The sequence below is a fragment of the Micromonospora sp. WMMC264 genome, from assembly GCF_027497275.1.
Taxonomy (GTDB): Bacteria; Actinomycetota; Actinomycetes; order Mycobacteriales; family Micromonosporaceae; genus Micromonospora; species Micromonospora chalcea.
Map to the genome: position 1 here is coordinate 3,079,862 of NZ_CP114907.1, position 20,694 is coordinate 3,100,555.

Genomic DNA, 20,694 nt, shown 5'->3' on the forward strand with positions numbered 1-20,694 from the left:
CCCGCCCCGGCCGTCACCGCGGCCGGGGCGGGCACCCTGCCCGACCACCATCGACAGACAAGGACAATCTGATGGACGCCGACGACGCCCGCACCCGGGCGCAGGACGCGCTGCGCCGGCTGGAGAACCCGGCGCAGCCGCTGACGCTGCTCGCCCCGGACGCCCCGGCCGAGTACGCCTGGTGCTGGGTGTACCCGTTCAACACGGTCCGGGCCACCGAGACCGGCAGCATCATGGACACGCTCGCGGTGGGCCCGCTCGTGGTGCCGAAGAACGGCGCCGAGCCCTGGGTGGCCCCGTCCGGCCCGCCGCTGGAGCGCTGGCTCAACGAGTACGCCGAACGGGAGGGGCTGCCCCCGGTGCCGGTTCCGGCCGCGCCGGACCCGTTCGCCTGAGCCCGGACGGTCCGCCGCGACCGGCAGGACTGTCGCGGCGGACCGCCCGCCACCTGGAGGAACCATGACGGACCGGCCTTCCCCGCCCGGACCACCGCTGGCCGATCTGCTGCACCGGATGATGCGCGGCGACGAACCGGTGGAGCGGATCGGGTCGGCGCTGCGCGACGCCCGGCTCGACCTCGCGATGAACGGCGACGGCCGGCCGCTGGTCGTGCGCTCCTTCGACGACATGCCCTGCGTGGTGGTGGCCACCTCGGCGGCCACGCGCGCGGACACGTTCGCCCCGCTGTGGCGCCCGGTCGAGCTGGCCGAGCTCGCCGAACTGCTGCCCGACGGCATCGACCTGCTCGTCGACCCGGACGGTCCCGAGCCGGTACGGCTGGCCGCCGCGATCGTCTGGCACGCCCTGCTGCCCGCCGACGAGGAGGCCGCCGGGTGAGCGACGCCGAGTTCCTTCTGCTGCTCGATCCGGAGTGGACCGACGGCGAGGACGACGAGCCGCCGTTCGAGGCGGTCGTCGGGATGTGGCCGGTCGGCCCGGACGGCGAGGTCGGCCGGTTCCGGAGCAACCCGGAGTACCGTCCCCGCTTCCCGGACTCCCCCACCGACCCGGCCGACGCCCTGCTGCGCCTGACCGCGGCGGGCGAGGCCGAGCCGGCGGACCTGCTCACGGTCCTGCGGGACGCCACGTTCCACCTGGCGACGAACGGCGACGGGCGGCCACTCGTCGTGCCCGATCCCGAGGACGGGAGCTGCGTGGTGGTCACCACGAGCGCGGCACACCGGGAGCGGGTGCCGGCGCCCGGCTGGCGGCTGCTCGACCTGACGGAACTGGCCACCGCGGCCGGCGCGTACGACGCGCTGGTCAACCCGGGCGGCCCGGCGCCGGCCCGCCTGTCCGCCGCCTTCCTGCGCGAGGCGGCGCCGTGAGCGCCGGGACGCTGCACCTGCTCCTGCTGCGCGCCGCGGGCCGCCTCCCGGACGACGACCTCGTCGCACTGCGCGCGCTGCTCGCCGACGGCGACCGGGGCGCCTGCGCGGCCCGGCTGCTCGGCGCGTTCCCGCAGTCCGCGGCGGAGATCGCGGCGCTGGCCGCGCTGCTGCCACCGGAGACGCCGTTGCCGCCGGACCCGGCGGCCGACGAGGACGTGGACACCGAGCCGCGCACCCCGTTCGTCCCGTTCCCGCCGGCCGACCTGCCGCTGTACGCGACCGCCGCGCCGCTCGTCGTGGACGAGACCGCGGGCGGAAACGTGGACGACCTCGACCGGGCCCTGCTCGACGTGCTGGACCCGGCGCACACCGCCGGGGTGTGGCGCTGCTGGCGGATCACCGCCGGGCCGGGCGACACGGCGAGCGCCGTGCGCGTCTACCTGGTCGAGGCGACACTGCCCGACGACGAGCTGCCCGACGTCGCCGACCGGGGACAGCGGGCGCTCGGCGCCGCCGGTCACGCCGTGCCGGTCGAGGTCTACCGGCCCGGCCTGCCGCTGCCCGCGTACCAGTGGGCGGCCCGGTCCCGGTCGGCGCTGATCTGGGCCCCGCGGCCACCCGGCGAGGTCCGGGTGGCCGCCGACGGAGACGGGCGGCTCCCACTGGACGACGACGAGATCGCGCCGTTCGTCACCTACCTGCGGTCCGCCCCCGCGCTGACCGAGCGCCTGCGCACCGACGGCGCGTGGATCTGGCCGGCCGACCTGGCCGACCGGGTGCTCGACGAGGGCGCGCTGGCCGACGAGGGCCTGCGCCGGCACCTGCGGCTGCGCCGGGCCGAGCCGGGGCCGCCGGCCGACGCGGTCGCCGTGCACCGGGCGCTCGCCGCTCTGGTACGCGCCGGCTGGCCGCGCTGATGCACGAACGGCTTCGGTCGGGGTGTCCTTAGGGCACGACCGTCCGGCCGGACCGGCGCCCACGGCACCCGGCGTGGTCGAATGCGCCGAGCGCCGCCGACGAGGACGCGAGGAGGCCGGGAATGACGGAGCAGGAGCAGCTGCACATCGCGCTGCTGCGCCTCGGCGGGCAGGTCCCCGACGCGATGCTGGCCGAGGCGCGGCTGCGGCTCGCCGACACCGGCACGGTGGCCCTGCCCGAGCCGCCCGTGGCCCTCGATCTGGCGTTCACGTTCGCTTCGGCCGTACCCGATCCGCGTGTCTTCGGTGGGCGGGTGCCGCCGCTGGCGGACCTCACCGGCCGCGAGGGCCTGATGGACGACACCGACCGGGTCGCCGTCGCGGCGGTCCGGCGGCAGCCCGACGCCGTGGCGCTGTGGCGCGCGTGGCGGATCGCCCCGGAGTGGGCGGCCTCGGTGATCCCGCCCGCGCCGGTGTACGTGCTGGAGGCGAACGGGCCGCAGGCGGTGACGGCGGCGAACGTGATGCGGGCGCTCGCCGGGGCCGGGCTCACCGCGCCGCTGGTCGAGGTGTACCGCTCCGGTGACAAGCTTCCGCCGTACGCCGCGGCGGCCCGCGCATCCGGCGCGCTGCTCTGGGCCGACCGGGACGCCGAGCCACTGCGGATCGCCCGGGTCCACGACGAGGTGGACGACGACGGGGCCCGCTTCGCGCCCGACCGGGAGCGGCTGTCGGGCCCGGAACTGGCCCGGGTGGCCGCGTACCTCGACGCGGGCACCCCGGTGCTGGCCACCACCGCGCGGGGACCGGACGTGGTCCGGCCCGAACGCGGCCGGGTCGTGCCGATGACCTACCGCACGGACGGCCGCTGGCTGTGGCCCGAGTCGGTCGCCTACTACCTGCAGGCGTACGGGCTGGCGCCGGAACCGGACCTGCTGGCCCACATCCGCTCGCGCGGGGATCTGCTGCCGGTCACCGATCCCGCCGACGAGCACCGCGCGCTGGCCCTGCTGTTCCAGTCGTACGCCCTCGTGCCGGCGGCGCCGGACGCATGACGATCTTCGTGGCGATCGCGTCGTACCGGGACCGGGAACTGGTGCCGACGGTGCTGGACTGCCTGGCGAAGGCGGCGCGCCCACAGGACGTCCGCGTCGCGGTCTGCTGGCAGCACCTCGGCGACGAGGACATCTCCGCCATCCGGGACCTGCCCGGCGTGGACGTCCAGGAGTACGACGCCCGCGACAGCCGGGGCGCCTGCTGGGCACGCGACCAGACGTTCCAGCGGTACCGCGGTGAGGACTGGCTGTTGCAGGTCGACAGCCACACCCGGTTCGCGCCGGACTGGGACACACGGCTGATCCGGATGGCGCGGGAGACCGGCGCGGCGAAGCCGGTCCTGACCGCGTACCCGGCGAGTTACGAGCCCGAGCGGGAGTTCACCGGCGACGGCGTGCCGGCCGAGATCGTGGTCACCGACTGGACGGCGTTCGGCATACCGGTCTTCGGTCAGCGTCCCATCGAGGGGGCGGCGCCCGGCGTACCACCCAAACCGGCGCTGTTCCTGGCCGCCGGTTTCCTCTTCGCGCCCGGCTCGTTCGCCGTCGAGGTGCCGTACGACCCGGGCATCTACTTCCACGGTGAGGAGATCACCCTGGCGTTGCGCGCCTACACATGGGGCTACGACCTGTTCCATCCCACCGAGGTGCTGGCGTGGCACTACTACATCCGCCAGGACAAGCCGCGGCACTGGAGCGACCACGTCGAGTCCGACTGGGCCCGCTACGAGGAGCTGAGCCGCCGGCGGGTGCTCTACATGCTGCACACGCCGCCGGTCGACCGGCTCGGCATCGGCCCGGTACGCACGCTGCGGCAGTTCGTGGAACACACCGGCTGCAACTTCACCCGGCGCACCTGGACCGACATGCTGGCCCAGGAACTCGTGCTGCTCTTCTGACATTCCTGTCGGCCGGCTACCGGGCGAGCCGGTTCCGCTCGTAGTGGCCTCTGAAGTCGAAGAAGCGCAGCCCGTCCACAGTCGCGTCAGCGGCGATCTGCTCCGCCGTCCAGACATGGTCGGAGTAGTCGTCCATCGCGCCGCCGCCCCGACCGAGCAGCGTCAACGTCAGGCGACGGACCTCCACCGTCCCGTCGACCCGGCCTGAGACGTCGACCTGCACCGCCCACCTGGGCCGGTCACCGCGGGCGCGGCTCAGGGCCCGCACCGCCGCCGGCTCCCAGTCCGCGTACAGGTGCTCGTCCTCGCCGGTCAGATCCGGGTACAGGCATCCGTCCACCAGCCACGGATGTCTCTGATCCGGCGACAGCCGGTCGAGCAGGGCGACGACGGCGGCCTGCGCCATGGCCGGGAAGACGAAGACGGTACGCACGCCACGAGCGTCGCACGCCGCAGCCGATCCGACAGCGCCCCGCCACTGCGACCTGCCGGCGTGCAGGCAGGCGTTCAGCCGTTGCTAGGACTGGAGATCCCGCGCCTCGCGAAGGACTCGGCGACCTCGTCGAAGGCCGCGACGGCCAGCTCCGGCCGCGCGGCGGCCTCGGCCAACGGCAGCTCCACCTGAGGGTCGTAGCCGGACAGACCGGTGACCGCCTCGACGACCGCGCCGAGCTGGTGCACCGCCGCGACGACGGCCCGGGCGTCACCGCCCCGGTACCAGTACGGCACGGTGACACTGACCTCGTCCGCGTAGTAGCTGACCTGGACGCCGGTCGGCTCGTGCGTCAGCTCGTAGTTGTCGGCCCCCTCGAACACGGAGACCTCACCGAGCACCTGCCGCGCCGCCGCCACGATCCGGTTCCACGCCTCGGCGCGCGGACGCTCGTCGCTGTCGGCCTCCGCCGCCGCCTCCAGGGCGTCCTCCCAGGACTGGTCGTCGCCTCGGGGTACGAAGATCAGGTCATAGCTCATGACGAAGGACCGTACATCCAGGCGCTTTGATGCGCCGGTCGACTCCGCCTACTGGTGATCAGGATGACCTGGACGAGTCAGCACATCGTCCAGTCCTCGACGGTCAAGACCAACTCCTCAGCGCGAGTGGTCGAGATGCGATGTCGTTTGGCGATATCCGCCAGCACCGCTCCCTCGCTGACCTCGACATTGTCCTGTGTTGCTTGGTTGAACTCCCCGCTGAGCCCGTATGCCTGCGCGGACGGGACTCGACACTTGTCCGGCTGGCTCAGCTTGTCGCGGACGATGGCCTGGTGGAGCTGGTAGCCCTGCCAAGAGGCGGCGTCCCCTTTGGCGGCGTCCGCCCAACGCCCCTCAGGCGCCCATTCGAACGCCGCGTAACTGGGCGACACCTCACGTCGGTCGTATGTGATCACGATCGACAGCGCCTGCCATCCCTGCCCTCTGTGGTTCTCCACGATACGTGTCGCGACGTCGATGACCTGCTGAACGCTGACGGGGTAGACGTGCAGTTCCACCCGCAGGGCTAGACGGCGAGCGCCGGAGCCGGAACTGACGTCTCGGCGCTCGAAGATGTCGTAGGCAGGCAGCACTTGCCTTGTACTCGCTGGGCGACTCGCCCCTACCGGTGGCGTGGAAGGCGGCGTGGCCGACGGGGTAGGCAGAGCGGTGGTGCGAACCGGCTCGGGCGTGCGCGTACTCGGTGCTGGCGTTCGCTCGATGGTAGGGGAGGCTGGGGCAGGTTGCGAAGGTGACGCCCCGCCGAGGAGAAGGCCGACAGCGGAGAGAGCACCTCCGCCGATGCAGCAAAGGAAGAGACCACCGACAACTGCCACCGACAGGACGATCCCTACCCTCATGCCCTTCCCGGGAGCCCTGGCCGCATACTGCGCCGGGGGTCGCCCTGAAGGCGTCGCCGCGTCGGTTCCAAGCGGATTAACGAACGGATCCGGCGGATCGGGCGTCTGCTGCACGGCAGCTCCAATGGGAGGGCGTACAAACGATTGTCGACACCGCCGCGGTCCCTTACGTTCCACCGAACAGTGGAACTACGAACTGGCTGAACGTTCACGGCTGCGAAGTGACACCCGAGCGTAGGGTCCCGCAGCTACCGGAACGCCTTGCGCTCAGAATAGCCGCCAGCACCTGGAACGAACGACGTCCAGGAAGCGGTCGCCAGCGGCAACGAATCGAAAACGCCACGTCCAAAGGGATGCGTCTCACGTGATGCTTGGCGAGCCTCCGGCTCGCTCTGCCGATGCGAGTGCCTCCTCGGTCTGTCGCACGACAGCGGCATCGGGTATCGGCATCTGGGCCGGACTACGGCGCAGAAGCGGAGCGGCGATGTCCTCGGCAGGTCACGGGCGACGCCGATCTGCCCGTACGGCCGCCCACGGCGACCCGTTCGAAGGGTCGATCACGATATATGCGGGTGCCACGCTGGCGGGCATGCCGAGCGAGCAACGGGAACAGTGGGTCCGGATGGCACGTGCCGCACTGATCATCGCCGCGATGCGACGGTCGCTGCTGACCTACGGCGAACTGGGCCAGGCGATCGGCATGGCCGGCGTGGATCTCCGCAACCAGATGCGCCACGTTCTGGCCCGGGTGGCCGAGGAGTGCACCGCCGCCGGAGAGCCTTCCCTACCTGCGCTGGTCGTCAATGCCACCACTGGTCAGCCAGGCTCCGGCTGGATCGACGGCGCGGTCCGCTGGCACGCGGAGGTGCAGAAGCTGTTCCGGCACTGGAACTCACCGCGCTGAGCCGGTCCCACTTCTGTTGGCGCACCGGCCCTCCGCGCCCACGTGAACGCACCCTCAGTCCCACGTAGCGCGCCGGTTCACTGACCGTTACTCGTCCGTGTTCGCCACTCGTCCAGGCGCGTACCGGCGATGCGGGCGCCGTCGGCGGGAACCAGCGAGCGTTCGGCCACCGCGGCACCGAAATAGCGGGCGCCGGGATCACCCACCACCGAACGAGTATCCCGCTGAGCGTCGAGGACGGATCGTCCCAGTTCGTCGAGGCGGAACTGCTCCGGGCCGCCGACCTCGACCACGGCGTACGTCGGCGCGCCGACCACGACCTCGGCCACTGCGGCGGCGACGTCGTCCGCTGCCATCGGCTGGATGAGCACCGGCGCGAGGTGCACGGTAGCGCCGTCCGTGGCGGCGTCGACGATGCCCTGGAGGAACTCGAAGAACTGGGTGGCGTGCACGAGCGAGTACGGGAGCCCGGACGCCGCGATGAGCTGCTCCTGGGCGACCTTCGCCCGCATGTATCCGCTGTCCGGAAGCCGTTCGGAACCCACGACGGACAGCGCCACGTAGTGACCCACCCCGGCGTCCGCGGCGGCGGCGAGAAGGTTGCGCGTGGACGTCTCGAAGAACTCCAACGCGGCGCTGCCCTCCAGCGACGGCGAGTTCGACACGTCGACGACGGCGCCGGCGCCGGTCAGCGCCTCCGCCACTCCTTCGCCGGTCAGCGTGTTCACGCCGGCCTTCGGCGACGCCGCCACCGCTTCGTGGCCCTGGCATCGAGGATCTTCACGAGCTTGGAGCCGATGAGCCCACTGCCACCGATGACGACGACCTTCATGATCGAGCCCCTCCCTGGTCGGCACTGGCTGATTGGCGCTGCCACCAGTAGGACGGAAACCCTGCGCGGACGCAGGAAATTCGCCGAGAACAGCTCGACGGAGATCGTCCGGCTTCGACTGGAAGATCCCGGGCGGTCACGCCGGGGCGTAGCGGCGCACTCCGTCGACGTCGGCAGCCTTCAGCCGCCCCTGCGCCACCAGCAGGTCGAGGTGGGCGGCCGTCTCGGTGACGGCGAGCATCTGGTTGAACAGGTCCAGGTCGGCGAAGGCACGCTCCCGCCTGGTCCAGGTCAGTTGACCCGCCGCCTCGTAAGCCGTCGTCGCGTCACGCACGACCCCGCACGCCTGGTCGAGTCGCTTCGCATGATGGTGCAGGAGTTCGTCGACGCGCGCGTGGACACTCGGGCCGACCGGGCCGTGCGCAGGCAGCATCCGCTGGTCGGGCAGAGACCGGACCAACCGCAACGAATCCAGGTAGTCCCCGAGTGGCAGCGCCGCGGCCGCCGCCTCGAAGCCGATGGACGGTGTGATGTGCGGAAGGACGTGGTCGCCGGTGAACATCAGCTCCGCGTCGCGATCGAGGAAGACGACGTGCCCACGGGTGTGTCCAGGGGTCGCCACCACCCGCAGGGTCCTGGTCGGTAGGACGACGTCGGTCCCCCCGGCCAGCCAGTCGTCCGGTGCCGCCCAGTCCGTCGGATCATGCCGCGCCGACTCGGCCCGCGCGCGCAGCGCTTCGACGATCTCGCCCGCACCGCATCGCGTCAGCGCCTGCCAGTGTTCGGACATCGGCCGGTGGCCCGGAGTCGACAGCTCGCGGATAGAGGGTTCCTCGCCCTCGCCGAGGCTCACCGTGGTGCCGAACTCGCGCCGTACGGCCACCGCCATCGCGTAGTGGTCGCGGTGCACGTGCGTCACGAGGAACCGGCGCACGTCCGCAAGGCCCGCGCCCAGTGCAGCCAGGGCCGCATCCAGTGTCTGTCGGGCCGCCGTGATGGCCCAGCCCGAGTCGACCAGCACGAGGCCGTCGTCACCGGCCAGGGCGTACACGTTCACCGATCGCAGACCGTCCTGCGGTAGCGGCAGCGGAATGCGGTACACCCCGGCGGCCACCTCGAACACGCCCGGACGCGTCCAGTCCGACGTCACGTCATCGGGCTCGACCCGCATCGCTGCTGCCCCCACCATTCGCCGTCCTCCATCCAGAGCATGACCGACACGACTGTGTCACTTGCGCTTGCGGATCTCCTCGGCGGCCTGGGGGACGACCTTGAACAGGTCGCCGACCACGCCGTAGTCGGCGAGTTCGAAGATCGGCGCTTCGGCGTCCTTGTTCACCGCGACGATGGTCTTCGAGGTCTGCATGCCGGCCCGGTGCTGGATCGCCCCGGAGATACCCAGCGCGACATACAACTGCGGAGACACGGTCTTGCCGGTCTGGCCCACCTGGAACTGGTGCGGGTAGTAGCCGGAGTCGACTGCCGCGCGGGACGCGCCGACCGCGCCGCCGAGCAGGTCGGCGATCTCCTCGACCAGCTTGAAGTTGTCCGCGTTACCGACACCCCGCCCGCCGGACACGACTACGGAGGCTTCGGTCAGTTCGGGGCGGGAGCCCTTCTGCTCGGCGACCCGCTCCACGACCTTGGCGAGCTTGTCCGCGTCGGTGACCGACACGGTCAGCTGCTCCACCGCCGGGCTGGCCGCGGCCGGGACCGGGTTCAGCGAGTTCGGCCGGACGGTGACCAGCGGCAGACCCTTGGTGACCTTCGCCTTGACGATCGTGGAGCCGGCGAACGCGACCTGGGTGGCGGTGCCGTCGGCGGCCAGGCCGACCACGTCGGTCAGGATGCCGTTGTCCAGCTTCACCGCCAGCCGCGCGGCGATCTCCTTGCCCTCCTGCGACGAAGCGAGCAGCACCGCCGCCGGCTGCACCCGCGCGACGAGGTCGGCGACCACAGTCGCCTTCGGGGCCACCAGGTAGCCGTCGATCTCCTCACCCTCGGCCGCGTAGATCTTCTCCGCCCCGTACTCACCCAGCTTGCCGCTCAACGCCTGCGCCGCGCCGGCGCCACCGAGCACGACGGCGCTCGGGGTGCCCAGCTCGCGGGCGAGGGTGAGCATCTCGCACGTGACCTTCTTGACGCCGAACTCCCGGGTGGCTTCGACGACGACGAGAACCTCAGACATGTCAGTGACCTCTCACACGAACTTCTCGGAGGCGAGGAACTCGACCAGCTTCACGCCGCCGTCGCCCTCGTCGGTGATCTTCTCGCCGCCGGAACGCGGCGGCCGCTTCGAGTGCTCCACCACCGCGCTGGTGGCGCCGTCGAAGCCCACCTCCGCCGCGGCCACACCCACATCGGCCAGGGAGAGCGTCTGCACCGGCTTCTTCTTCGCCGCCATGATGCCCTTGAACGACGGGTACCGCGGCTCGTTGATCGTGTCCCACACCGACACCACAGCCGGGGTCGAGGCGGTCACCACCTCGTAACCCTCCTCGGTCTGCCGCTCCACCGTCAGGGCCGACCCGTCCACGGTCAGCTTCCGCGCGCCGGTCAGCGCGGCCACACCCAGCCGCTCGGCGATCATGTGCGGCATCACCTGCACCCGCCCGTCGGTCGACTCCGCACCGCACAGGACCAGATCGGCGCCCAACTGCCCGAGCGCCGCGGCGAGGACCTTCGAGGTCGCCACCGCGCAGGAACCGTGCAGCGCGTCATCCACCACATGCACGGCCTTGTCCGGGCCCATCGACAACGCCTTACGGATCGACTCGGTCGCCCGGTCCGGACCCATCGTCAGGATGGTGACCTCACCACCATGCGCTTCCTTGATCTTCAACGCCTCTTCGATGGCGTACTCGTCCATCTCATTGATCACGTTGTTCGCCGAACCGCGGTCGACGGTGTTGTCGTCAGAACGCAGGCTGCGGTCCGCGCCCGAATCAGGCACCTGCTTGACGAGTACGACGATATTCATCGCTTCGATCACCTTTCCTGTCTCGCGGCGTCACGCATGCTCCGGGCGTCCTGGCCACCGAGGGAGTCACTGCCCACCTCGGCATTGTGCGCGTGGGCCACGTGGTGCAGCCCGAACACCGAATCCATTCCGTCCCGCAGGCCCATGAGGTCCTCGGCCTGGTTGACCGCCTTCTTCGTCAGCGCGAGACCCAGACGCGGCATCTGCGCGATCCGTGCGGCGAGCCCCATGACCTCCGCCTCGAGCTCGTCTCTGGCGACCACCCGGTTGACCATGCCCAGCTCGGCGGCGCGCGCCGCCGGCATCCGGTCGCCGGTGAAGAGGAACTCCTTGGCGAAGCGCGGACCCATCACCCACGGATGGGCGAAGTACTCGACGCCGGGGATCCCCATGCGGACGACCGGATCGGCGAAGAACGCGTCGTCCGAGGCGACGATCAGGTCGCACGACCAGGCGAGCATGAGGCCCCCGGCGATGCACGCTCCCTGCACCATCGCGATCATCGGCTTGGGCAGCTCACGCCAGCGGCGGCACATCCCGAGGTACACCTCGGACTCCCGGGCGAACCGGCTGTCGGCCCCGGCCTTGCCCACATGGTCCCACCACAGTCCGGCCCGCCTGTCGAACGACGAGTCGATGTCCCGGCCCGGCGTACCGATGTCGTGGCCGGCCGAGAAGTGCTTCCCCGCGCCCGCCAGGACGATGACCTTCACCTCGTCGTCCGCGGCCGCGCGGTAGAACGCGTCGTCGAGCGCGTAGGTCATCGCCGAGTTCTGCGCGTTGCGGTACTCCGGCCGGTTCATCGTCACGACGGCCACCGGCCCCCGCGTCTCGTACCGGACGACCTCCGCCGCCGCCTGCGGGTCCACGCCGCTGGTCTCGCTCATCTGGATCTCCTTCTCACGGGTCGGTGTACGTCGCGCGGGGCCGGCGGTCAGGACGCGGGGCGCACGCCGGTCAGGCCGACACCGAGGTCGTCCAGCAGAGCCGACCGGTGCCAGGCGGCGCTGCCCCACGACGACTCCAGAGCCCACGACCGCTTGAGGAACAGGTGCAGGTCGTACTCGGTCGTGTAACCGATCGCGCCGTGGCACTGCAGGGCGGCCCGGCCCACGACGTGCGCCGCCTCGGACGCCAGCGCCTTGGCCGTCGCCAGGGAACGCAGCCGGCCCGGGGCGCCCGCGGCCAGTTCGAACCCGGCCGTCGCCACCACCGGTACGGCGAACTCCAGGTGCAGCAGCGCCGTGGCGAGGTGGTGCTTGACCGCCTGGAAGCTGCCGATCGGCACCCCGAACTGCTCCCTGGTGCGGACGTGCTCGACAGTGAGGTCGAGCATCCGCCGGGACAGCCCGATGAGCTCGGCCGAGGTCGCCAGCACTCCGCGCTCCCAGGCCAGCCGCACCACCTGCGGGTCGTCCACCGCCGCCACGAGCCGCGCGCCTGCGTACCCGGTCAGGTCCAGCGCGACGTCCACCGACGGCGACGTCGAGACCGCCGCGTCGGACACGTCGAGAATCTCGATGCGCCCCGTCCCACCGAAGCCGCCACGCAGCACCAGGTCGACACCGGAACCGAACGCGACATGCCCGGTCTCCGCAGGGTCGACGCCGACCGTGAGGCTCCCGTCGACGAGCTTCGCCAGCAGGTCCGGAGCGCCCGCGGCGAGCACCGCCGGGGCGACCGCGAGGGTCGCCGTGAGCGGCAGCGGCGCGGCGGCGTACCCGATCTGCGCGAAGACCGACACGAGGTGGTTCTCGTCCACGCCCAGCCCTCCGTCGTCCTCGGCCACCAGCAGCCCCGCAACGCCGAGACCGGCCAGGCTCTCGGCCAGTGCGGCCACCTGCGCCGATCCGGCTCCGGCGCGTACCGTCTGCGGCGGGCACCGGTCGGTGAGCACCTGACGGACGACCGCCTCCAGCTCCCGCTGCTCGTCACTCGGAGCGAAACGCACGCCTGATCACCTCCTCGGCAGGCCGAGCAGGCGCTCGGCGATGATGTTGCGCTGGATCTCGTTGGTGCCCGCGTAGATCGGGCCCGACAGCGAGAACTGGTAGCCGCGGGTCCACGGGCCGTCCACGAGCGCGTCCGGGCCGAGCAGTTCCAGCGCCGTCTCGTGCAACGCGATGTCCAGCTCGGACCAGAAGACCTTGTTGAGGCTCGAACGTGCGCCGGACGGACGACCCTCGACGATGTCGGTGACCTGAGCCAGCGTGAACTGCTGGTAGGCGTGCGCCTGCATCCACGAGCGCGCCACCCGGTCGCGGAGCAGGTCGGTCGCCGCCTCGCCCCGCTCGCCCGCGAGCGCCACGAGCGCGGCTGCCGCCTTGAGGAAACGCCCCGGTGAGCGCAGCGTCAGTCCCCGCTCCGAGCCGGTCGTCGACATCGCGACCGACCAGCCCTGGTCGACGCCGCCGAGGACCGCCGAGTCCGGTACGAACGCGTCCTCGAAGAACACGTCAGCGAAGCCCTCGTCACCGTCGAGCCGGTCGAACCCGCGCACCGTCACGCCCGGGGTGTCCAGCGGCACGAGGAAGTACGTCAGTCCGCGGTGCCGCTGCGCCTGCGGGTCGGTACGGAACAGCCCGAACAGGTGGGTGCAGAACGCGCCCCGGGTCGACCAGGTCTTCTGCCCGCTCAGGCGCCACCCGCCGGCCTGCTCATCGCGTACCGCCCGGGACGTGATCCCGGCCAGGTCGCTGCCCGCGCCCGGCTCGGACCAGCCCTGGGCCCACAGGTCCTGCGCCGCCGCCATCCGCGGCAGCAGCTCGTCCTGCTGCTGCTTGGTGCCGAACTCGAAGATCGTCGGGGCCAGCAGGAAGATGCCGTTCTGCGTCACCCGCTGCGGCGCGCCGGCCCGGTAGTACTCCTCCTCGAAGATGAGCCACTGCCAGATCGAGGCCTCGCGGCCGCCGTACTCCTGCGGCCACGACACGACCGACCACCGGTCCGCGTGCAGTGCCCGCTCCCACTCCAGGTGGGCGGCGAAGCCCGCCGCGGTGTCCCCGGAGGGCAGCGGCTGCCGCGGTACGTTCGCGGTGAGCCAGTCGCGGGCCTCCGCACGGAACTGCTCGTCCTGTGCCGACCAGGTCAGATCCATCTCAGTCCCGTCCCGTCCCGGCGGAAACCGTCGCCGGCGTGTCGCGGTAGCGGCGTAGTTGCGTACGCGCCACCGTGCGCAGGTGCACCTCGTCCGGGCCGTCGGCGATGCCGAGGATGCGGGCGCTCGCCCACATCCGGGCGATCGGGAAGTCGTCGGTGACCCCGCCGCCGCCGTGCGCCTGGATCGAACGGTCCAGCACGTTGCGGGCGACCCGGGGCGCGACGACCTTGATCGCGGCGATCTCGGTCGCGGCGCCCTGGATCCCGACCTGGTCGATGAGCCACGCCGCCTTGAGCACGAGCAGGCGCGCCTGCTCGATCTCCATGCGGGACTCGGCGATCCAGTTCCGCACCACGCCCTGGTCGGAGATCGGGCCGCCGAACGCCTCGCGGGCCGTCGTCCGGCGCACCATCAGCTCGAGGCCCCGCTCGGCCATGCCGACGCAGCGCATCGCGTGGTGGATGCGGCCCGGGCCGAGGCGGGCCTGGGCGATGGCGAAACCCTCGCCCTCGGCGCCGAGCAGGTTCGTCACCGGCACCCGCACGTCGTCGAACCGGATCTCACAGTGGCCGTGCTGGTCGTGGTAACCGAAGATCGGCAGCGACCGCAGAATCGTCACCCCGGGGGTGTCGACCGGTACGAGGATCATGGACTGCTGCCGGTAGACGGCCGCCTCCGGGTCCGTCTTGCCCATCAGCACGAGGACGGCGCAGCGCGGGTCCGCGGCGCCGGTCGTCCACCACTTGCGTCCGTTGATGACGTACTCGTCGCCGTCACGCACGATCGAGGTGGCGATGTTGCGCGCGTCGGAGGAGGCCACGTCCGGCTCGGTCATCGAGAAGCCGGAGCGCATCGTGCCGTCGAGCAACGGGGCGAGCCACCGCTGCTTCTGCTCGGGCGTGCCGAACATGTGCAGCAGCTCCATGTTGCCGGTGTCCGGCGCGGCACAGTTGATCGCCTCGGGGGCGAGGTAGGGCGAGCGTCCGGTCTCCTCGGCCAGGTAGGCGTACTCGACGTTGGTGAGGCCGGACAGGTCGGGCAGGAAGAGGTTCCACAGCCCCAGCGTGCGCGCCGTCGCCTTCAGCTCCTCGACAACCGGCGGCAGGACGTGGGACACCCCGCCGTTCTCGCCGGCCGCGGCGGCGAGCTGGGCGGCGTACACCTTCTCGGCGGGGTAGACGTGCTCGGTCATGAACGTGCGCAACGTCGCGAGCAGTTCGCTCGCGCGCGGGCCGGGGCCGAGGTCCATCCGGGTCAGGTCGGTCGCGTCAGCCACCGTCACTCCTTGCCTGTGCTCGTGCGGAGGGCGATCTTGCCGCGAGCGCCACGGTTCAGCACCGTGCCGAGCGCGCGGGCGGCCTCCTCCAGCGGGAAGACCTCGCTGACGTGCGGCCTCAGCCGGCCGGCGGCGATCCACTCCAGCACCGTCGTCATGTTGGCGGCGTTCGCCGCCGGGTCGCGCCTTGCCCAGGCGCCCCAGAGGACCCCCAGCACCGCGCCCTCGGTGAGCAGCAGCCGGTTCAGCTTGACCTGCGGGATCGTGCCCGCCGCGTAGCCGACGGTGAGGAACCTCCCGGCCCACGCGAGGGCGCGCAGCGCCGCGGTGGCGGCGTCGCCACCGACGGGGTCGTAGACGACGTCGGCGCCGGCGTCGCCGGTCAGCGCGCGCACCGTCGCGGTCAGGTCGTCGTAGCCGATGGCGTGGTCGGCGCCGTGCGTCAGGCACAGCTCACGCTTGTCCTCGCTCGACGCGGCCGCGATCACTGTCGCGCCGAGGGCCTTGCCGATCTGCACGGCGGTGAGGCCGACGCCGCCGGAGGCGCCGAGCACGAGCAGCGTCTCGCCGGCGGCGAGGCGGGCCCGGTCGACGAGGCCGTGGTAGGACGTGCCGTAGACCACGGGGATCGTGCTCGCCTCGACGAGGTCGACGCCGTCGGGCAACGGGTGGACCATGCGCGCGTCGACGAGCACCTGGGTGGCGTAGCCGCCGATGCCGCAGAAGCCGACGACGCGGGTGCCGACGGGTGGGCCGGTCACCCCGTCGCCGAGCGCCGCGACCGTGCCGGCGACCTCGCAGCCGGGCACGAACGGCAGCTCCGGCTTGGTCTGGTAGGTGCCGGCGACGATGAGGCCGTCGGGGAAGTTCACCCCCGCGCCGGCGACGTCGACGAGCACCTGCCCCGGTCCGGGCTGCGGCTGCGGCCCGTCGGTGACCGTGAGCACCTCGGGACCGCCGAGCTCGCGCACCACCATCGACCGCACGGCTCAGCCCTCGCTGCCCGGGCGCGCCGCCTTGTCGGTGCCGGCGAACTCGTCGCGGATCCGGTCGGCGACCCCGGTGAGGTTGAGCTCGAAGGTGAAGCCCTGCTCGAAGCGGTAGCTGCGGTTGACGTCCCACAGGTCGATGCCGTTGAGCGAGGCCTTGGCGGCGCGGATCACCGTGGGGTCCTTCTCGGCGATGCTGGTCGCGACGGCGAGCGCCGTCGCGCGCAACCGCTCCCGGGGTACGACGCTGTGCACCGAGCCGTACGCGTGCAGCTCCTGGGCGGTGGCGGTGGCCGAGGTGTAGACCATGGCGCGCATCCGGTGCTGGGGCACCATCCGGGACAGGTGGGTGGCCGCGCCGAGGGCGCCGCGGTCCACCTCGGGCAGGCCGAAGGTGGCGTCGTCGGAGGCGACGATGACGTCGGAGTTGCCGACCAGGCCGATGCCGCCACCGAGGCAGAAGCCGTGGACGGCGGTGACGACCGGGACGGGGCACTCGTAGACGGCCTTGAACGCGGCGTAGCAGCCGCGGTTGGCGCCGAGCAGCGCGGTGAAGCCGTCGGTGTGCTGCATCTCCTTGATGTCGACGCCGGCGTTGAAGCCGCGGCCCTCGGCGCGCAGCAGCACGACCCGCACCGACTCGTCGGCGCCGACGGCGTCGAGGGCGGCGGCGAGCGCGAACCAGCCGGCCACCGGCAGCGCGTTGACCGGCGGGTTGTCCACGACGATCTCGGCGATCCCGTCGGCGTGCACGGTCGTCGTCACCGACGGGTGGCTCGTGGGGTTCATCCCTGCTCCTCGGTGGTCTCGGGCCGCTCGCCGGCCTCGACGGCGACGTCGAGGGGCAGCACGAATGTCGCCCACGCGGTGACGGCCTTGTCGCCGCTCTGCCGCCGGCAGGTCAGCTCGACGTCGACGCGGCCCTCACGGCCGTCCTCGCTTTCGAGCACGTAGGTGCGCAGCGGAACGCCGTCGAGGGTGAGGACGTCGCCGGGCCACACCTGGGCCAGGAACCGGATGCGGAAGTCGCGCACGTTGGGGCCGCCGAGCCAGTCGGTGGCGTAGGTGCCGAGCAGGCTGGCCTGCCACATGCCCACCGAGAAAGGGCTCGGGAACCCGGCCGCCTTGGCGAAGACCTCGTCGTGGTGGATCGGGTTCATGTCGCCCGAGGCACCCTGGTAGCGGACGAAGTCGGTGCGGGTCACCGGGCCGTACGTGCGCGCCGGAGGGGTCGCCGGGACGGGCAGGGCGACCTCTGTCGTACGGGGCCCGGCGGTGGCCGTCGTGTCGCTCATGCGGACGCTCCGTCCCCGGTGACCGGCGGGCGGGCCGTCTCGACACCGGTGAGCTTGGCGCGGGCGACGAGACGCCCGGTCTCGTCGTGGAAGTCGGTGTACATCACGGCGAACGTCATCTCCCCGCCGCGACGCCCCACCTTGGTGTAGATCTCGCCGATGCGCGACTGGCAGGTGAGCCGGGTGCCGGCGCGGGGCGGCTCGCCGAAGAAGGTGTACTGCTGCTCGGCGTGCAGGCCGCGCTGCTGGTCGAGCTCAACCGCGGACCACGGGTTGGAGTCCTCGCCCTGCCAGAAGAACGTCGTCGTGAGGAACGTCGGCTGTACGACCGGGTTCTCCTCCCGCAGGTAGTCCGCGTCAGCCGCTCCGGTGGCCAGCGCGAACTCGCGGATCTTGCCGCGTTCGACGTCGAGCCGGAAGGGGGCGCCGGTGACGCCCTGCGCGTCGGGGTTGGCCACGACGTGCTCCTTTCGTTGGTCCGCTGCGAGCCGGCACGGTCGCCGGCGCGCAGCGGGTGGTCACGGGTGCTGGCTCGAGACGGACACGACCTCGCCGGTCATGTACGACGAGTAGTCACTGGCAAGGAAGACGATCACGTTGGCGATCTCCCACGGCGTCGCGGCCCGGCCGAACGCCTCCTGGGCCGAGAGCTGGGCGAGCAGCTCGTCGCTGGTCACCTTGGCCAGATGGGCGTGCATCGCGATGCTCGGGGACACCGCGTTGACCCGGATGCCGTGCTCGGCGACGTCGAGGGCCGCGCAGCGGGTCAGCGCCATGACTCCGGCCTTGGCCGCGGCGTAGTGCGCCTGCCCCTTCTGGGCGCGCCAGCCGATGACGGAGGCGTTGTTCACGATGACCCCCTTGCCGGCCGGGATCATGTGCCGCAGCACCGACCGGGTCGCCTTGAACGTCGAGGTCAGGGTCACCGACAGGACGGAGTCCCACTGTTCGTCGGTCATGTCCTGCACCGCCGCGGTGCCGCCGAGGCCGGCGTTGTTGACGAGCACGTCGATGCCGCCGAACTCGGCGGCGACGGTGTCCATGAGGTGGTCGAGCTGGGCCTGGTCGGTGACGTCGCAGGGCACCGCGAGCGGCCGGGTCCCGGTGAGGCGCTCGATCTCGTCGGCCGACGCGGCGAGGCGGCGCTCGTGACGGTCGCTGACGGCGACACGCGCGCCTTCCTCCGCGGCGCGGCGCGCCGTGGCGAAGCCGATGCCGGTGCCGGCCGCGGCGGTGACGAGCACCGAACGCCCGGAGAGCAGCCCGTGGGCCGGGCCGGCCCAGTCGGCGACGTCGGTGTGACCGGTGTCAGACACGGGCGGCCATCTCCTTCGCGATCTCCTCGACGGTCCAGCGGGCACCCTTGTCGATCGTCCAGTCGTAGCTCCACGGCGCGCAGCGGCGGATCTCGCCGCCCTTGGCGTAGTACACCTCGCCGGTCACCGGCACGTCGGCGGTGAGCAGCCAGGCGACGAGCGGGGAGACGTTGCCCGGGTGGTAGACGTCGAACACTGCGGGGTCGGCCGGGGCGGCGACCATCTCGCCGATGCCGGGCAGGTCCTGGGTCATCCGGGTACGCGCGACCGGGACGATCGCGTTGACGCGTACGCCGTAGCGGCTGATCTCCTGGGCGAGGATGACGGTGAGGGCGGCGATGCCGGCCTTGCCCGCGCCGTAGTTCGTCTGCCCGACGGCGCCGATGATGCCCGAGGTCGACGAGACGTTGACGATCGAGGCGACCGGCTGGTTGCCGGCCTTGGACTCGGTGCGCCAGTGGTCGGCGAACACCCGGCACGGCGCGAACGTCGCGCGGAGCTGGCCACGGATGACCGCGTCCCAGTCGTCCTCGCTCATGTTGACGAACATCCGGTCCCGCAGGATGCCGGCGTTGTTGACGAGGCCGTCGACGCGTCCGTAGGTGTCGCGGGCGAGCGCGAGCAGCTCGCGGGCGCCCTCGGTGGTGGCGACGTCCGCGGTGCTGGCCACGGCCCGCCCGCCGGCGTTCGTGATCTCGGCGGCGACGGCCTCGACGACAGAGGGGTCGCTGCCGGTGCCGTCGGCGGCGGCGCCGGTGTCGGCGACGACGACCGAGGCGCCTTCGGCGGCGGCGAGCAGGGCGTGCTCACGGCCGAGGCCGCGGCCGGCACCGGTGACGACGACGACGCGTCCCTGCAGTGCTCCCATGACTACTCCTCCTTGTGCCCGGCCGGGGTCGACGCGACCGGCGCGGACACGCCGAGCCGGTCGAGGGTCCGGGTGGCCTCGTCGATGATGCGGTCGATGAGCTCGGCGACGCTCGGGACGTCGTCGATCAGTCCGACGACCTGGCCGGTGGCCATGACGCCGAGGTCGGTCCTGCCCTCCAGCAGGGCCGACCGGTAGAGCATCGGAGCGTTTGCCGCCATGACGACCTGGCTCCACGTCAGGTCGTGGGCCTTGCGCATGGCCAGGCCCTCGCGGACCATGTCGCCCCACGGCGTGCCGGACAACTTCTGGAAGGCGAAGGCGTTGCGTACGGCCCGAAGCAGCCGGCCGGCGGCGGAGGTGCGCTCCAGCTCCTCGATCGTGCCGGCGCGCAGCACGCGCTGCGGCACGCCGTCGACCTGCAGGGTCAGGACGGTGTCGTTGACCGTCTTGGACAGGTAGACGTCCTTCACCGACGGCTGGACCGGCGAGTCGCTGGTGAGCAGGAAGCGGGTGCCCATGGCGACGCCCTCGGCGCCGTAGGCGAGCGCGGCGACGAGGCCGCGGCCGTCGAAGAAGCCGCCGGCCCCGATGACCGGGATGTCGACGGCGTCGACGACCTGGGGCAGCAGCAGGCTGGTGGGCACCCCGCCGGTGTGGCCGCCGCCCTCACCACCCTGCACGATGACGGCGTCGGCGCCCCACGCGGCGACCTTCTCGGCGTGGCGGCGCGCGCCGATCGACGGTACGACGACGAGGCCGGCGTCCTTGCACCTGGCGATGAGTTCCTGCTTGGGGGCCAGCGCGAAGGACGCGACCTTGACGCCGGCCGAGATGAGCAGGTCGATGCGCTTGACGACGTCCGGCTGGTCGGCACGGATGTTGACGCCGAACGGCGCGTCCGTGCCGGCCTGGATCTGCTCGACGGCCTCCACGAGCTCGTCGTAGGAGAGCAGGCCGGCCGCGAGGATGCCCAGTCCACCGGCGTTGGCCGTCGCGGTGGTCAGGCGCACGTCGGAGACGTAGCCCATGCCGGTCTGGACGATCGGGTACCGCACCCCGAACAGGTCGGTCGCCCGGGTACGCAGCGTCGGGTGCAT

Annotated in this window: 25 protein-coding genes; 7 read left to right on the forward strand and 18 right to left on the reverse strand. The window is 71.9% G+C overall.

Going from position 1 to position 20,694, the window contains the following annotated elements:
* The first annotated feature begins 71 nt into the window (after positions 1-71).
* The 6 genes from O7542_RS13120 to O7542_RS13145 all read left to right on the forward strand — a co-directional run bounded on the left by O7542_RS13120 (position 72) and on the right by O7542_RS13145 (position 4,202).
* Positions 72-395, forward strand: coding sequence for a YrhB family protein (locus tag O7542_RS13120; protein WP_209961454.1), 324 nt, complete (start codon positions 72-74; stop codon positions 393-395).
* A 64-nt stretch (positions 396-459) separates the two neighbouring features.
* Positions 460-837 carry a hypothetical protein gene (locus tag O7542_RS13125; RefSeq protein WP_064446315.1) on the forward strand — a complete coding sequence of 126 codons (378 nt, stop codon included), beginning with the start codon at positions 460-462 and terminating at the stop codon, positions 835-837.
* Entirely contained in the window at positions 834-1,328 is a 495-nt protein-coding gene (locus O7542_RS13130; protein WP_210884724.1) for a type VII secretion system-associated protein, read from the forward strand. The genes O7542_RS13125 and O7542_RS13130 overlap by 4 nt, the downstream gene beginning before the upstream one ends.
* A complete protein-coding gene (locus O7542_RS13135) occupies positions 1,325-2,248 on the forward strand; it encodes a hypothetical protein (RefSeq protein ID WP_281606314.1) in 924 nt (307 codons plus the stop codon). Before O7542_RS13130 ends, O7542_RS13135 begins: the two co-directional genes overlap by 4 nt.
* Before the next feature lie 122 nt (positions 2,249-2,370).
* Positions 2,371-3,303, forward strand: a complete 933-nt coding sequence (locus O7542_RS13140) for a hypothetical protein (protein ID WP_210884728.1) — start codon at positions 2,371-2,373, stop codon at positions 3,301-3,303.
* Positions 3,300-4,202, forward strand: coding sequence for a GlcNAc-transferase family protein (locus O7542_RS13145; protein WP_064446318.1), 903 nt, complete (start codon positions 3,300-3,302; stop codon positions 4,200-4,202). Before O7542_RS13140 ends, O7542_RS13145 begins: the two co-directional genes overlap by 4 nt.
* A gap of 16 nt (positions 4,203-4,218) precedes the next feature.
* On the opposite strand, the gene O7542_RS13150 is transcribed toward O7542_RS13145, so the two are convergent.
* The 3 genes from O7542_RS13150 to O7542_RS13160 form a co-directional block, all read right to left on the reverse strand.
* Complete coding sequence (locus O7542_RS13150; RefSeq protein WP_210884730.1) at positions 4,219-4,635, reverse strand: hypothetical protein; 417 nt, start codon at positions 4,633-4,635, stop codon at positions 4,219-4,221.
* Positions 4,636-4,709: 74 nt separating this feature from the next.
* A complete protein-coding gene (locus O7542_RS13155; RefSeq protein WP_210884732.1) occupies positions 4,710-5,174 on the reverse strand; it encodes a hypothetical protein in 465 nt (154 codons plus the stop codon).
* Positions 5,175-5,251: 77 nt separating this feature from the next.
* A complete protein-coding gene (locus O7542_RS13160; protein WP_064446321.1) occupies positions 5,252-5,767 on the reverse strand; it encodes a hypothetical protein in 516 nt (171 codons plus the stop codon).
* An 856-nt stretch (positions 5,768-6,623) separates the two neighbouring features.
* Here O7542_RS13160 and O7542_RS13165 point away from each other — a divergent pair.
* A complete protein-coding gene (locus O7542_RS13165) occupies positions 6,624-6,938 on the forward strand; it encodes a hypothetical protein (protein ID WP_064446322.1) in 315 nt (104 codons plus the stop codon).
* Between the two features lie 77 nt (positions 6,939-7,015).
* Here the strand turns inward: O7542_RS13165 and O7542_RS13170 are convergent, their stop codons facing one another.
* The 15 genes from O7542_RS13170 to O7542_RS13240 all read right to left on the reverse strand — a co-directional run bounded on the left by O7542_RS13170 (position 7,016) and on the right by O7542_RS13240 (position 20,694).
* The gene (locus tag O7542_RS13170; protein WP_281606315.1) at positions 7,016-7,666 is read right to left on the reverse strand and encodes an NAD(P)H-binding protein; all 651 of its coding nucleotides are present in this window, start codon (positions 7,664-7,666) and stop codon (positions 7,016-7,018) included.
* 240 nt (positions 7,667-7,906) lie between these two features.
* The gene (locus O7542_RS13175; RefSeq protein ID WP_166456536.1) at positions 7,907-8,941 is read right to left on the reverse strand and encodes an MBL fold metallo-hydrolase; all 1,035 of its coding nucleotides are present in this window, start codon (positions 8,939-8,941) and stop codon (positions 7,907-7,909) included.
* Between the two features lie 57 nt (positions 8,942-8,998).
* Positions 8,999-9,958 carry an electron transfer flavoprotein subunit alpha/FixB family protein gene (locus O7542_RS13180; RefSeq protein ID WP_166456537.1) on the reverse strand — a complete coding sequence of 320 codons (960 nt, stop codon included), beginning with the start codon at positions 9,956-9,958 and terminating at the stop codon, positions 8,999-9,001.
* Between the two features lie 12 nt (positions 9,959-9,970).
* On the reverse strand, positions 9,971-10,750 hold the full coding sequence (locus tag O7542_RS13185; RefSeq protein WP_069090197.1) for an electron transfer flavoprotein subunit beta/FixA family protein: 780 nt from the start codon (positions 10,748-10,750) through the stop codon (positions 9,971-9,973).
* Positions 10,751-10,758: 8 nt separating this feature from the next.
* Positions 10,759-11,637, reverse strand: coding sequence for an enoyl-CoA hydratase (locus tag O7542_RS13190; protein ID WP_166456539.1), 879 nt, complete (start codon positions 11,635-11,637; stop codon positions 10,759-10,761).
* A gap of 47 nt (positions 11,638-11,684) precedes the next feature.
* A complete protein-coding gene (locus tag O7542_RS13195; protein ID WP_166456540.1) occupies positions 11,685-12,701 on the reverse strand; it encodes an acyl-CoA dehydrogenase in 1,017 nt (338 codons plus the stop codon).
* Between the two features lie 6 nt (positions 12,702-12,707).
* A complete protein-coding gene (locus tag O7542_RS13200; protein ID WP_166456541.1) occupies positions 12,708-13,847 on the reverse strand; it encodes an acyl-CoA dehydrogenase family protein in 1,140 nt (379 codons plus the stop codon).
* Position 13,848: 1 nt separating this feature from the next.
* Positions 13,849-15,099: an acyl-CoA dehydrogenase family protein gene (locus O7542_RS13205; protein WP_166456598.1), complete on the reverse strand. Its 1,251-nt coding sequence runs from the start codon at positions 15,097-15,099 to the stop codon at positions 13,849-13,851.
* 29 nt (positions 15,100-15,128) lie between these two features.
* Positions 15,129-16,103 (reverse strand): NADPH:quinone oxidoreductase family protein, encoded by a 975-nt coding sequence (locus O7542_RS13210; protein ID WP_104113746.1) that lies wholly within the window; start codon positions 16,101-16,103, stop codon positions 15,129-15,131.
* Positions 16,104-16,115: 12 nt separating this feature from the next.
* On the reverse strand, positions 16,116-16,904 hold the full coding sequence (locus O7542_RS13215) for an enoyl-CoA hydratase family protein (RefSeq protein ID WP_166456542.1): 789 nt from the start codon (positions 16,902-16,904) through the stop codon (positions 16,116-16,118).
* Positions 16,901-17,410: a MaoC/PaaZ C-terminal domain-containing protein gene (locus O7542_RS13220; protein WP_043324816.1), complete on the reverse strand. Its 510-nt coding sequence runs from the start codon at positions 17,408-17,410 to the stop codon at positions 16,901-16,903. Before O7542_RS13220 ends, O7542_RS13215 begins: the two co-directional genes overlap by 4 nt.
* Positions 17,407-17,868 carry a MaoC family dehydratase N-terminal domain-containing protein gene (locus O7542_RS13225; RefSeq protein ID WP_043324817.1) on the reverse strand — a complete coding sequence of 154 codons (462 nt, stop codon included), beginning with the start codon at positions 17,866-17,868 and terminating at the stop codon, positions 17,407-17,409. Before O7542_RS13225 ends, O7542_RS13220 begins: the two co-directional genes overlap by 4 nt.
* Positions 17,869-17,928: 60 nt before the next feature.
* The gene (locus O7542_RS13230; protein WP_069090083.1) at positions 17,929-18,726 is read right to left on the reverse strand and encodes an SDR family oxidoreductase; all 798 of its coding nucleotides are present in this window, start codon (positions 18,724-18,726) and stop codon (positions 17,929-17,931) included.
* On the reverse strand, positions 18,719-19,594 hold the full coding sequence (locus O7542_RS13235; RefSeq protein ID WP_064446330.1) for an SDR family NAD(P)-dependent oxidoreductase: 876 nt from the start codon (positions 19,592-19,594) through the stop codon (positions 18,719-18,721). Before O7542_RS13235 ends, O7542_RS13230 begins: the two co-directional genes overlap by 8 nt.
* Before the next feature lie 2 nt (positions 19,595-19,596).
* Entirely contained in the window at positions 19,597-20,694 is a 1,098-nt protein-coding gene (locus O7542_RS13240) for a nitronate monooxygenase (protein WP_348651589.1), read from the reverse strand.